Here is a 12,541-nt window from a genome sequence, read left to right on the forward strand (position 1 = left end):
TGCAGTACAAGTTATGCTATACTTGCTAAAGCACAAGTCGTTACAGGAGGAGACGAACATGCCCGACGTATACAAGCAATCCTTCAAACAGAATTACAGCAACAATATAGAGCTGTCCATCTTCAACTGCGGGCTGGAGCGCTGCGCCCCCGGCCATACCTGGGGCCCCGGCATCCGGGATCATTACCTGATCCATCTGGTGCTCTCGGGCAAAGGAACCTTTCACCTGAACGGCCGAACCTGGGAGCTGAGCCCCGGCGACCTCTTTCTGGTCCAGCCCAACCAGCTGAACACCTATGCCGCCGACACCCAGCAGCCCTGGGAATACTGCTGGATCGGCTTCAACGGCGTCTGCGCCCACAAGCTGGTGGGGCTGCTCCCCTTCAGCGACACCGAACCGGTCCACCACACCGAAAATCCGGAGGCCATCCGCAAAGCCATGGAGGACGTCTATCTCTCCCGGGGGATGCAGCCCGAGAACGAGACGGCCATGGTGGGGTACTTATACCTGTTTATCTCCGCTTTGATGCGGGAGCGGAACGAGCGCAAACCCCACGCCTCCAACTCGTCCAACCAGTACGTTTTGAACGCCATCAAGTTCATCCAGTTCAACTACTCCCACGACATCTCCATCGACGACGTGGCCAAGAGCGTCGGTGTTTCCCGCAGCCACCTTTACCGGGTCTTTATGACCAACGTGGGCAAAAGTCCCATCGACTACCTGACCGAATATCGGATCAACGAAGCCTGCAAACTGCTGCGGGCCGGCAATCTTTCCATCGCTGAGGTGGCTATTTCGGTAGGCTTTTTCGATCAGTTCTATTTTTCGCGGGTATTCAAACGGGCAAAAGGGGTTCCGCCCAGCAAGTACGCCGCCCAGCAGGAACAGCAGAACGCCGCCCAGGAGGAGCCTGAGCTGTCGGTTGCTCAGTCCTGACAGGAGGAAGTTATGCCTTTAAAAAAGAATCAGATCATCCCCCTCACCATCGAGGGAATTTCCAGCGACGGCAGCGGTGTCGGCCGCTGGGAGGGCGAGGCGATTTTTATCCCGGGGACTGCGCCCGGGGACCTGCTGGACGCCCGAATCGTCAAGGATTGCGGACGGTACGCCTTCGGCATCATTGAAAAGCTAGTTACCCCCTCGGCAGACCGAATCCCCCTGGACTGCCCGGCCGCCGGCCCCTGCGGGGGGTGCGCTCTGCGGCACCTGGACTACGCCGCCGAGCTGCGGGCCAAAGAAGAAATTGTGGCGGATGCGTTCCGCCGGATCGGCGGGCTGGAGCTGCCGGTACATCCCATCCTGCCCTCGCCGGAGGTGGACCGCTACCGCAACAAGGTCCAGTTCCCGGTGGGCCGGGACAAAAACGGCGCCCCCTGCATTGGGTTTTACGCCGGACGCTCCCACCGGATCATCCCCTGCCCCGACTGCAAATTGCAGCCCACCATCCTGAATGAGATAGCCAATGCCCTCTGTGGGCTGTTCGGCCAATACGGTCTGGCCCCCTATGACGAAGAAACCGGGAAGGGGCTTTTGCGGCACATCTTCCTGCGGCAGGGCAAGCACAGCGGCCAGATCATGGTCTGCCTGGTCTGCACCCGCGGCCGGCTCCCCCACAGCGAGGAGATCACCCGTGCGCTGCTGGAAAAGTTCCCGGAGATCACCACCATCCTGCTGAACGTGAATCCCCAGAAAACCAACGTCATCCTGGGCCAGGAGACCAAAACCCTGTACGGCCCCGGGTATATCCAGGACACCCTCTGCGGGGTTCCGGTCCAGCTGGGCCCCCTGTCCTTCTACCAGGTCAACACCCTAGGGGCCGAGCAGCTCTACCAGGTGGCCGCCGAATACGCCGCCCCCAGCCCGGAGGATCTGCTGCTGGACCTCTACTGCGGCATGGGCACCATCGGGCTCTCGATGGCGCATCAATGCAAGGAGCTGATCGGCGTGGAGATCATCCCCGAAGCCATCGAGAGCGCCAAATCCAACGCCGCCCGGATGGGGGCGGAAATCGCCGCCAAGAGCCGGTTCTTCTGCGCCGATGCGGGACAGGCCGCCACCCAGCTGGCCGCCGAAGGGCTTACGCCGGACATCATTGTCCTGGACCCGCCCCGCAAAGGCTGCGACGAAGCCACCCTGTCGGCGGTGGTTCGGATGGCACCCCGGCGGCTGGTCTACGTCAGCTGCAACCCTGCCACCGCCGCCCGGGATGCCGCCTGGCTGGCCAAAGAGGGGTATCGAGTGGAGCGGATTCAGCCGGTGGATATGTTCCCACGGACGAAGCACGTGGAGACCGTAATGCTATTGTCTAACTCTCTTATAACCGCTCCGCTCAAAAAATAGGTTTTCCTCCCTGGTGTCAACCAAACCACCGGAGAAATACCCCCTTTCGTCTTCTTCGAGAAACACAGCTGAAAACGCCGCCCGGCAGATCTTCTCTGCCGGGCGGTGTTTTCTGTATTCCGTATTCTCTGTTTCTTTATTTCAAAGAGCAGGGCGCACCCCTGGCGGCTTTACCGGTCTTTGAAAATCTCCCTGTAAAGCCCCTCTGCAAAGGATTTGTGTCCCTGCTCGGTGAAGTGAACACCGTCATAGGCTAAGGCAACGCCCCAGAGCCCGGCATCGGCAAACCGAACCCCCAGCCGCGCCGCCAGCTCTCGGTAAAGCCCGGCGAGGCAGGCCGAGTCTGCCGCCAGACGTTCCTCCTGAACCCACTCCCCAAAGGTCATGGGCGGCGGAGATACCAGCAGAATTTTCTCCCGCTCGAAGTCAAGCCCCGTGAGGAAGTGTTCCATCCGTTCCGCCGTTCCCTGGGGCGTGCAGCCTTGGAGCAGGTCGTTGGTGCCCAGCATCACAACCAGCAAGTCGGTGTCTATCGGGATCGAAACCGGCCGCCGGGGAATCTCCCGGCCGTTCTGACCCTGGTTTTGGACCTCCCAGCCGGTTTTCAGCGCCAGCAGATCCACCCACCGGCTGCCGGCATCGTACCGCCCGCCCAGCCAGGAGCGCGGATCGTAACCGTAGGTATTGGAATCCCCAAAACAAAGCACTTTCATATAGATACGCCTCTCCGTGCAAACGACCATCTTGATATAAGATCATTATAGCAACATAGACGTCCCTTCACAATGAGGGGCCGGGTTTTGTTTTTCGCCCCGTTCTCTGCGGGCGCCAAAACCGTCTTGACACGCCCGGCAGAATATGGTAGACTCAACGCGTTCATCGGAGGGTGAGCAACGCTTTATGAAGTTGCGAGCTGGATAAGATGGCAGGTGGAACTCCTGCTTTCTTATCCAGCTTTTCTTTTTGCAGCGGACAATTCAAAGGAGGAAGCAGTATGAACGTGATCACCATCAGCAGAGAATTCGGCAGCGGCGGCCGGGAAGTCGGAAAGCGTCTGGCCGACGCCCTGGGGTATGCCTACTATGACCGGGAGATCCTCACCGCCCTGGCGGAATCCACCGAGATGGAGGAGACCTATCTGGAGCATATTCTGGAGCGGGGCGCAGCCGCTCCCCCCTATCCCCTGGCCTTTGGGCGGACTTTTTCCCAGCTGCCCTACTTCTCCCATCTTTCCGCCTCTTTGATGGCAAAACAGACGGCCCTGATCAAGAAACTCGCTGACCAGGGCAGCTGCGTCATCGTGGGCCGGAACGCCAACGTGATCCTGGAGGACAAAAAGCCCCTGCGGATTTTCGTCTATGCCGAGCTGGATTCCCGCATTGCCCGGTGCAAACAGCGCGAAACCGAGAACCCGGGCCGCACCGACAAAGACTACGAGCGCCAAATCAAGGAAGTGGATCGGCTCAGAGCCCGGAACCACGACATGCTCTGTTCCTACCGCTGGGGCGATATGCGGGGGTATGATCTCTGCCTGAACACCAGCTACCTGGAGATCAAAAAGGTGATTCCTTCGGTGGCAGAATACACCAAGCAATGGTTTGCAAAATAAGGAGGATACCATGCATCCCGCAAAAGGACAGAGTTTGATTCAGGGCCGCATTTTAAAGTCCCTGATTTCCTTCGCATTTCCGGTCCTGCTGGCCCTGTTTTTACAGGCCATGTACGGCGCCGCCGACCTGATTATTGTAGGGCAGTTTGCCAACACCTACGAGCAATCCAGCGTCGCCTCCGGCAGCCAGCTTTTAAATATGATCACCATGATCATCACCAGTCTGACCATGGGCGTCACCGTCTTTGTGGGGGACTGCATCGGCTCCGGGAACCGGGAAAAGGCCGGGCAGGGCGTCGGAACCGGCATCGCCATCTTTGCGGTTTTGGCGGTGGTTGTGACGGCCCTGGTAGTGCCCTTCAGCGACGGGCTGGCCGCCTTTATGCACGCCCCCGCCGAAGCCTTCGCCCAGACCAGCGGATATGTGCGAATCTGCGGCATGGGCACCGTGTTCATCACGGCCTACAACGTGCTGGGCGCGATCTTCCGGGGGATCGGCGACTCCAAAACGCCCCTGATTACCGTCGCCATCGCTTGTGTCATCAACATTTTTGGGGATTTGCTCCTGGTCGCCGGTTTCGGGATGGGCGCCGCCGGGGCGGCCATCGCCACGGTATCGGCCCAGGCCATCAGCGTGGTGTTTTCGCTCTACTTCATCCGGAAGAAAAAGCTGCCCTTTGATTTTTCCAGAGAGTACATCCGCTTCGACGGCCCCAGCCTGAAAAAGATCCTGCTGGTGGGGGTGCCCATCGCCTTGCAGGAGATGCTGGTGCAGTTCTCCTTCCTCTTCATCCAGGTGGTGGTCAACAGCATGGGGGTGGCGGAATCCGCCGCCGTGGGCGTGGCGGAAAAGGTCTGTGTCTTCCTGATGCTGGTGGCCTCGGCCTATATGCAGTCCATCTCCGCCTTTGTGGCCCAGAACAACGGGGCGGGCCGGTTTGACCGCTCCCGCAAAGCCCTCTTCTACGGCATCGAAACGGCTCTTTTGGCCGGGCTGATCATGGGGACCTTCGCCTTCTTCGGCGGGTCGATGCTGGCCTCCATCTTTACCAGCGAAGGGCCGGTGATCGCCTACGCCCACAGCTACTTAAAGGCCTACGCCATCGACTGCCTGCTCACGGCCATCCTCTTCTGCTTTGTGGGGTATTTCAACGGCTGCGGGAAAACGGTCTTTGTGATGGTGCAGGGAGTTGTGGGCGCCTTTTGCGTGCGAATCCCGGCGGTTTTCCTCATGAGCCGGATGGAAGGGGCAACCCTCTTCCACATCGGGCTGGGCACCCCGATTTCCTCGGTGGCGCAGATCCTTCTCTGCGTGCTGGCCTACCGCTATTATCAGGCGAAACTGCCGAAGCAACAAGCCTACAAACAGGCCGCCCGATAAACCGCCTCCCTTCTTCCCTTTTCTTACTCCATTGCGGTATAATAAAAGCACAAAAACGATCCGCAAAAAGGGAGGATCTCATGGACTTTATGAACCGGCCCCTCACCCCGCTGGAAAGTGCCCTGGCGTTCGCAGGCTGTATTCTCGGCATCCTTTTGCTGCTGTTGCAGGCGCGGCGGCGCTCCCGCCGGATTGCAGAAAGCTTTCTGGAGCAATATCCCCAGGCGGCGACCCTCTATCTCTATGTGGAGGGGCTGCCCCGCACCGACGGAAAAATCCGGTGCCAAAAGGGAGTTGTATCGAAGGTATTCGACGCCCGGGACGCCCCGGAGTTCGGGATTTCCCAGGGGGCGGCCTGCCGGGTTGCCCCCGGCGCGGTGGAGCTGGAGGTGACGGTCTCCTGGAACAAAGACCCGGGCGCCCTGATCCAGCGCGGCAATCTGAAGGGCCGCGTCTCCTTCCAGGCCGAGCCCGGCTGCGGGTATGCCGCCGTCTTTGACAAGGAAAACCACACTTCCCGGATTGTAAAATTGCAGAAAAAGGCAAGGGTGTTCTAAATCGCAGAAACCCGCCCTATAAAAAATCGCCGCGAGCAGAAGCTGCTCGCGGCGATCTTTTTATTCAGCGAACTATGCCAGGGCAATGGGTTAGGCCAGGTCCTCACCGTTGGACTTAATCACCTTCTGATACCAGAAGAAGCTGTCCTTCCGGCTGCGGCTGTCATCGCCGCTGCCGTCGTCCTGCTTGTTGACATAGATAAAGCCGTAACGCTTGCGCATCTCACCGGTGCCGGCAGAGACCAGGTCAATGCAGCCCCAGGGGGTGTAGGCCCGGACATCCACGCCGTCGGCCACAGCCTCAGCCAGGGCAGCAATGTGCTGACGGAAGTAGTCAATGCGGTAGCTGTCGTGGATGGAGCCGTCGGGTTCCACGGTGTCGTAGGCGCCCAGGCCGTTCTCCACCACCATCAGGGGGATCTGGTAGCGGTTGTACAGACGGTTCAGGGTAAAGCGCAGGCCGTCCGGGTCGATCTGCCAGCCCCAGTCGGAGGCTTTCAGATAGGGGTTCTTGCCGCCCATGGACAGGTTGCCGGCGGTCTTCTCGGCGTCGGCGTGGGTGGTGACGCAGCTGGTCATGTAGTAGCTGAAGGTGTAGAAATCCACCTTGCCCTCGGCCAGAGTCTCGAGGTCGCCCTCCTCCATCTGAATCTTGACGTTGTGGGCGTCCCACAGACGCTTGGCGTAGGCGGGATATGCGCCCCGGACCTGGACGTCGCCGCAGTAATCCACCGCGAACTGCTCATGCTCCATGTTCTTAATGACATCCTTGGGGTCGCAGGTCAGGGGGTAGCTGGTCAGGTAGCAGATCATGTTGCCCACCTTGTACTCGGGGCTGATCTCATGGGCCAGCTTGACCGCCTTGGCGCTGGCCACAAACTGGTGGTGCAGCTTCTGGTAGGCCTCCTGGTAGGCGGCGTCGGGCACCTTGTCCCCGCCGAAGGTCAGGAAGGCCACCAGGCAGTTGATCTCGTTGAAGGTCAGCCAGTACTTGACCAGGCCCTTGTACTCGTTGAAGATGGTCTTGCAGTAGTTCAGGTAGTAGTCGATGGTCTTGCGGTTGTTCCAGCCGCCCAGCTCCTCCACCAGGTAGAGGGGATCGTCGTAGTGGCTGATGGTGACCAGGGGCTCGATGTTATACTTTTTCAGCTCCAGGAAAACATTGCGGTAGAACTCCAGGCCCTCGCGGTTGGGCTCGGTCTCGTTGCCCTTGGGGAAAATACGGCTCCAGGAAATGGACATCCGGAACATATTGAAGCCCATCTCGGCAAACATCGCGATATCTTCCTTGTAGTGGTGGTAGAAATCGATGCCGTCGTGGTTGGGGTAGAGGGTATCGGGCAGAACAGCGTACTTGGCGCCCTCGGGCAGCTTGGCGGTAATGCCCATGCTGGCCACTTTGCCGGGGTTGCCGTCCTTGTCGATGTAGGTGGTGTAGCGGGGGGTGTTGACCGTGCCGCCGGTGGTGACATCGGTCAGGGCCGGGCCACGGCCGCCCACATTCCAGGCGCCTTCGCACTGGTTGGCAGCGGTCGCGCCGCCCCAGTAGAACCCTTTGGGAAACTTGCTCATAAACTCTTTCCTCCTAGATCTTAATCTTATGTTTGAGCTATGCCCGGAATCTCTCTCGGCTCCCGGCCACAGCGGAAACAATCCCTTTCTCTTTTGCTGCGCGGCGCCGGCCGCACAGCCCTCACACTTCTTTTTCACTCCACTTTATATTGTACCGCAGAGCGGCACCAACGTCAACTCGGCACTTTGGGAAAGTGATCCGAACCCCCTTCTTCTCCCCCGTTTCCTTGCCGAAGCAAAACGCCGCTTTTTGGGCAAACCGCACAATTTTTAAAGCACATCCAAAAAACTATTGAAAACCCGGACGGGCTGTGTTATTGTAAAAACACAATCGAAGTATGTGTATGCTTGGTATGTGCGAGAGTTTGAGAAGCGCAGGGCAGCCCGTTTTTCAAGGGGTGTCGTGCGCTCTTTTTTATGCCGATCAGGCAAGGAGTTGAGGTTTTGCTTATGCAGGATGTAATCATCATTGGGTGCGGAATCGTGGGCGCGGCCGCGGCGTTTGAGCTGGCCAAATATCAGGTGCGGGTCACGGTTTTGGAAAAAGAAAACGACGTGGCCAACGGCACCACCAAGGCGAACTCCGCCATCCTCCACGCCGGGTACGACCCCCTGCCGGGGAGTCTGATGGCCCGGCTGAACGTCCGGGGCGTGGCCCTGGCCAAAAAGCTCTGCCAAAAACTGGATGTCCCCTACCGGGCCTGCGGGTCCCTGGTGCTGGCCTTTTCGCCGGAGGAGTGCGCCACCCTGGAAACTTTAAAAGCCCGGGGCGAGGCCAACGGGGTGCCGGGGCTGGAGATCCTCTCAGGGGAGGAAGTCCGCCGCCGGGAGCCCAACCTCTCGGAGAAGGTGCTGGCCGCCCTCTACGCCCCCACCGCCGCCATCTGCTCCCCCTGGGAGTACTGCCTGGCCCTGGCGGAAACCGCCGTCCGGAACGGGGCCGAACTGCACCTGGAAACCGAGGTCACCGGCATCGAAAAGGCCGGCGGCCTCTGGCTCGTCCACACCAACCGGGGGGACTTTTCGGCCCGGTATCTCATCAACGCAGCGGGGGTCTGCGCCGACGCGGTCCACGACATGGCCGCGCCCCATGAATTTTCCATCCGGCCCAGCCGGGGCGAATATTACCTGCTGGACAAGGCCGAGGGCCGCCGGGTGGGCTGCACCGTCTTTCAGTGCCCCAACCAGGACGGCAAGGGCGTTTTGGTCAGCCCCACCGTCCACGGCAACCTGATCGTGGGCCCCAACGCCTGCCCTGTTGTGGGAGAAGACACCTCCACCACCGCCGAGGGGCTGGCCTTCGTCCGGGAGAAAGCTCTCAAATCGGTGCCCTCGGTGGCCTTTGGGCAGTCCATCCGCAACTTTGCGGGGGTTCGGGCCCATGCGGCTGAGACCAGCGACTTCATTCTCCAGGAAAAAGACGGCTTTGTGGATGCAGCGGGGATCTGCTCGCCGGGCCTCTCGGCGGCCCCCGCCATCGCGGAATATCTGGTGGAACTGCTGAAAAACGCCGGGCTCACCTTGGAAGAAAAGCCGGACTTTTTCTGCCAGCGGCGGCGGGTCCGGTTCAAGGAGCTCTCCCCCGCCCAGCGGGCCGAACTGGTCCAGGAAAACCCCGCCTATGGACGGGTGATCTGCCGGTGCGAGACCGTCACCGAAGGGGAAATTCTGGACGCCCTCCACGGGCCCATCCCGCCCCGGTCGGTGGACGCCGTCAAGCGGCGGGTGAACGCCGGAATGGGACGCTGTCAGGGCGGTTTCTGCGGGCCCCGGGTGGTGGAAATTCTGGCCCGGGAGCTGGGGCTGTGGCCCGAGCAGATCCAGCAGGACAAAAACGGCACCTGGCTGCTGTGCGGCGAGACGAAGGGAGGCAGCGCATATGTTTGATCTGATTGTCATCGGCGGCGGCCCCGCGGGGCTGGCGGCCGCCTGTTCCGCCTGGGACAAGGGCCTGCGGAAGATCCTGATCGTGGAACGGGACCAGGAACTGGGCGGCATCCTGAATCAGTGCATCCACAGCGGCTTTGGGCTGCAATATTTCAAAGAGGAACTCAGCGGGCCGGAATACGCCGCCCGGTTTGTGGAGCTGGTCTCCCACACCGGGGTGGAAGTCCGGCTGGACACCATGGTGCTGGACATCACCCCCGAGCGGGAGGTCCACATGGTGGGCAAAACCACCGGCTACCGGGTGGAACAGGCCCGGGCCATCGTCCTGGCCATGGGCTGCCGGGAGCGCACCCGGGGAGCCATTGCCATCCCGGGCACCCGGCCGGCGGGCGTCTTTACCGCCGGGGCCACCCAGCGGTACGTCAACGTGGAGGGCTATCTGCCCGGCAAGCGGGTGGTGATCCTGGGCAGCGGCGACATCGGGCTGATCATGGCCCGGCGGATGACCCTGGAGGGGGCCAAGGTGCTGGCCTGTGTGGAGGTCATGCCCTATTCCAGCGGCTTAAACCGGAACATCGTCCAGTGCTTGCAGGATTTCGATATCCCCCTCTATCTCTCCCACACCGTCACCGACATCCGGGGCAAGGACCGGGTGGAACAGGTGGTGGTGAGCCAGGTGGGCCCCGACCGCCAGCCCATCCCCGGCACCGAGATGGTCTTTGACTGCGACACCCTGCTGCTCTCGGTGGGCCTTCTGCCCGAAAACGAGCTGACCCAGCAGGCGGGCATCGCCATCGACCCCCGCACCCGGGGCGCCATCGTCTACGAGAACATGGAGACCTCCATGCCCGGGGTATTCGCCTGCGGCAACGTCTGCCATGTTCACGACCTAGTGGACTACGTCACCGCCGAGAGCCAGCGGGCGGGCGCGGCCGCCGCCGAGTATGTGCTGTCCGGTGAGGAGACCCCCGGCCGGGTGATCGAGGTCAAGAACGGCCCCGGCGTCACCTACACGGTGCCCCAGCACATCCGGCCCCAGCGGCTGGACAAGGGCTGCGGGATCTTTTTCCGGGTGAACCGGATCTGCGGCGACTCGGAGATCGTGGTGACCAGCGGGGAAACCCAGATCGCCAAATTCAAGCGGGAGCACCTGGCCCCCGGCGAAATGGAACAGATTCACCTGCCCCGGGTGCTGCTGGACAAGGCCGGCGACGCCCTGACGGTTTCGATCCGGGAGGTATAACGAGATGAAAGAACTGATCTGCATCACCTGCCCCAAGGGCTGCCACCTGAAGGTGGACGAGGAACACGGCTACACCGTCACCGGCAACAGCTGCCCCCGGGGCGAAGAATACGGCCGGGCCGAGCTGATCCACCCCACCCGGGTGGTCACCTCCACCGTGCGGTGCACCGGCGGCAGCCGCCCCCACTGCCCGGTCAAGACCAGCCGCCCCATCCCCAAAGACCAGATGTTTGAGGTGATGGCGGCCCTGGACGGCGTTACGCTGACAGCGCCGGTGGCCATCGGCCAGGTGGTCATCCCGAACGTCTGCGGCACCGGCGCGGACATTGTGGCCACCAAAGCCATCTGACAAGGGACAAATTATAGAACAAACAAACCGCGCTTCTCCCGGGATCACACCGAGGGAAGCGCGGTTTTTTGTCGGGTAATATTCGCGGTTACAGCGCCCAGACCTGGGGGTTGGTGGCCGAAACCGCCACCGCCCCCGCCGAAAGGGCGGTGATCACATCCTCTTTGTCCTGGATCAGGCCGCCCGCGATCACCGGTTTGCCGGTGGAGTCGGCCACCTGGCGGATGATCTTGGGCATCAGGCCGGGCAGCACCTCCACCAGATCCGCCGCCCCACGGCTGAACTGGGCGACGCTCTGCATGGCCATGGAATCCAGGAGGAAAAACCGCTGGATGGACACCAGCCCCAGTTCCCGCCCCCGGCGGGTCAGGGCGGCTTTGGTGGAGATGATTCCATCCGCCCGGGTGGTCTGGGCGATAAAGTCCACCGCCACCTCCTTCGGGGCCAGGCCCTCCACCATATCCAGGTGGACAAAGGCCAGTTTGCCCGCCTGGCGAATCCGCTCGATCAGCGGCCCCACGGTGAGGATGGTGCTGTACAGCAGGAAAACAACCTTCACATCGCTTTTCAGGGCCAGCTCCAGCTCGGCGTCGTTTTTCACCGACGCGGCAATGGGCTGGGCGTCCAGCGCCGTCAAAAGGGTTTCCAGTTTTTCATTTGTCTCTTTCAAATGCTCTCCCCCCTATTACAAAATCACCAGCAAAGAACTCACAATCAGGGCGATGCTGATGACGATGGAGAAGGAGTTCACGGTGCAGGAAAGGCCGTAGTCGCTCTTGAGCTGGGCGGTAAAGGCGGGGGCCGCGCTGGCCACCGGGCTCAGGAAGAGAATCACCAGGGCCTGACGGTATTCCGCCGGGAAGGGCAGAAGCTGATAGGCCAGCACCGCAAAGGCGATGCCCAGCCCATAGCGGACCAAAAGGATCTTCGCCACCGACGCCAGCTGCTCCCGGCTGCAATCCATTCGGAAGCCCACCCCGATCATCAGCATCGCCAGAAAGGCGTTGGCGTTGGCAACGATGGAGGCATATTCCAGCACCAGCCCCGGCAAAGCGAGATGCAGCGCGGAGAGAACCGTCATCACCACATAGGTCATCAGGGGCACCGAGCGGCTCATGGCTTTCAGGATGGGCCGCACCGGGAACTGGCCCTCCCGCTCTTTTACGAAGGAGGCCACGCCATAGGCGCCGCCCAGGCAGATCACGCTGTTGCCCGCGTCAAACAGGCTCACCGCCATGGTGCCGATGGGCCCCAGAAAGGTCTGGGCAAAAGGCAGAACAAAGTTGCCGATGTTGCACCCGGCGGTGTTCACGATGGCAAAGGCCTGGGTTTCCCGGCCCGCCCGGCGGTTGAGCAGCCAGGCCGCCGCGATCAAAAGCACCCCAAAGGAAAAACCCATCAGGGTTAAAACCAGCATGGAGCCGTCCAGAGTGTTCCCCGCAAAGCTCACCACAATCGCCGCCGTCAGGGTGATCTTGATGACGATTTTGCTCAGCAGAGCGAAATCCTCCTGCTTGAAAAAACCGACCCGCCGCAAAAGACACCCCATCACAATCAGGCCCACAAAACAGCCGGCCCGTGTCAAGATCGCTTCCATTTTGA

Annotated in this window: 12 protein-coding genes; 8 read left to right on the forward strand and 4 right to left on the reverse strand. The window is 61.1% G+C overall.

Annotated features, from left to right (window positions below; all coding sequences use genetic code 11):
• Positions 1-58 precede the first annotated feature (58 nt).
• Together JCM17207_RS02165 and rlmD are read left to right on the forward strand one after the other, a co-directional pair.
• Positions 59-937 (forward strand): AraC family transcriptional regulator, encoded by an 879-nt coding sequence (locus JCM17207_RS02165; protein ID WP_238315963.1) that lies wholly within the window; start codon positions 59-61, stop codon positions 935-937.
• A gap of 12 nt (positions 938-949) precedes the next feature.
• Positions 950-2,341 carry a 23S rRNA (uracil(1939)-C(5))-methyltransferase RlmD gene (gene rlmD, locus JCM17207_RS02170; RefSeq protein ID WP_238315964.1) on the forward strand — a complete coding sequence of 464 codons (1,392 nt, stop codon included), beginning with the start codon at positions 950-952 and terminating at the stop codon, positions 2,339-2,341.
• A 170-nt stretch (positions 2,342-2,511) separates the two neighbouring features.
• Here rlmD and JCM17207_RS02175 read toward each other — a convergent pair whose 3' ends face one another.
• Positions 2,512-3,054 carry a GDSL-type esterase/lipase family protein gene (locus tag JCM17207_RS02175; protein ID WP_238315965.1) on the reverse strand — a complete coding sequence of 181 codons (543 nt, stop codon included), beginning with the start codon at positions 3,052-3,054 and terminating at the stop codon, positions 2,512-2,514.
• Between the two features lie 281 nt (positions 3,055-3,335).
• Here JCM17207_RS02175 and JCM17207_RS02180 point away from each other — a divergent pair, with 281 nt between their 5' ends.
• The 3 genes from JCM17207_RS02180 (at position 3,336) to JCM17207_RS02190 (ending at position 5,888) form a co-directional block, all read left to right on the forward strand.
• A complete protein-coding gene (locus JCM17207_RS02180) occupies positions 3,336-3,950 on the forward strand; it encodes a cytidylate kinase-like family protein (RefSeq protein WP_238315966.1) in 615 nt (204 codons plus the stop codon).
• Between the two features lie 10 nt (positions 3,951-3,960).
• Positions 3,961-5,331: an MATE family efflux transporter gene (locus JCM17207_RS02185; RefSeq protein ID WP_238315967.1), complete on the forward strand. Its 1,371-nt coding sequence runs from the start codon at positions 3,961-3,963 to the stop codon at positions 5,329-5,331.
• Between the two features lie 80 nt (positions 5,332-5,411).
• Positions 5,412-5,888: a hypothetical protein gene (locus tag JCM17207_RS02190; protein WP_238315968.1), complete on the forward strand. Its 477-nt coding sequence runs from the start codon at positions 5,412-5,414 to the stop codon at positions 5,886-5,888.
• A 90-nt stretch (positions 5,889-5,978) separates the two neighbouring features.
• On the opposite strand, the gene JCM17207_RS02195 is transcribed toward JCM17207_RS02190, so the two are convergent.
• A complete protein-coding gene (locus JCM17207_RS02195; protein WP_238315969.1) occupies positions 5,979-7,460 on the reverse strand; it encodes a glycoside hydrolase family 1 protein in 1,482 nt (493 codons plus the stop codon).
• A gap of 450 nt (positions 7,461-7,910) precedes the next feature.
• Here JCM17207_RS02195 and JCM17207_RS02200 point away from each other — a divergent pair, with 450 nt between their 5' ends.
• The 3 genes from JCM17207_RS02200 to JCM17207_RS02210 are packed head-to-tail and all read left to right on the forward strand — an operon-like array spanning position 7,911 to position 10,939.
• A complete protein-coding gene (locus tag JCM17207_RS02200; protein WP_238315970.1) occupies positions 7,911-9,347 on the forward strand; it encodes an NAD(P)/FAD-dependent oxidoreductase in 1,437 nt (478 codons plus the stop codon).
• Positions 9,340-10,590, forward strand: a complete 1,251-nt coding sequence (locus JCM17207_RS02205; RefSeq protein WP_238315971.1) for an NAD(P)/FAD-dependent oxidoreductase — start codon at positions 9,340-9,342, stop codon at positions 10,588-10,590. The genes JCM17207_RS02200 and JCM17207_RS02205 overlap by 8 nt, the downstream gene beginning before the upstream one ends.
• 4 nt (positions 10,591-10,594) lie before the next feature.
• Positions 10,595-10,939, forward strand: coding sequence for a DUF1667 domain-containing protein (locus tag JCM17207_RS02210; protein ID WP_238315972.1), 345 nt, complete (start codon positions 10,595-10,597; stop codon positions 10,937-10,939).
• Between the two features lie 88 nt (positions 10,940-11,027).
• Here JCM17207_RS02210 and JCM17207_RS02215 read toward each other — a convergent pair whose 3' ends face one another.
• Together JCM17207_RS02215 and JCM17207_RS02220 are read right to left on the reverse strand one after the other, a co-directional pair.
• Entirely contained in the window at positions 11,028-11,609 is a 582-nt protein-coding gene (locus JCM17207_RS02215) for a glycerol-3-phosphate responsive antiterminator (RefSeq protein ID WP_238315973.1), read from the reverse strand.
• A gap of 15 nt (positions 11,610-11,624) precedes the next feature.
• Positions 11,625-12,536 (reverse strand): AEC family transporter, encoded by a 912-nt coding sequence (locus JCM17207_RS02220; RefSeq protein WP_238315974.1) that lies wholly within the window; start codon positions 12,534-12,536, stop codon positions 11,625-11,627.
• Positions 12,537-12,541: the final 5 nt, after the last annotated feature.

Source organism: Faecalibacterium gallinarum (assembly GCF_022180365.1).
GTDB lineage: Bacteria > Bacillota > Clostridia > Oscillospirales > Ruminococcaceae > Faecalibacterium > Faecalibacterium gallinarum.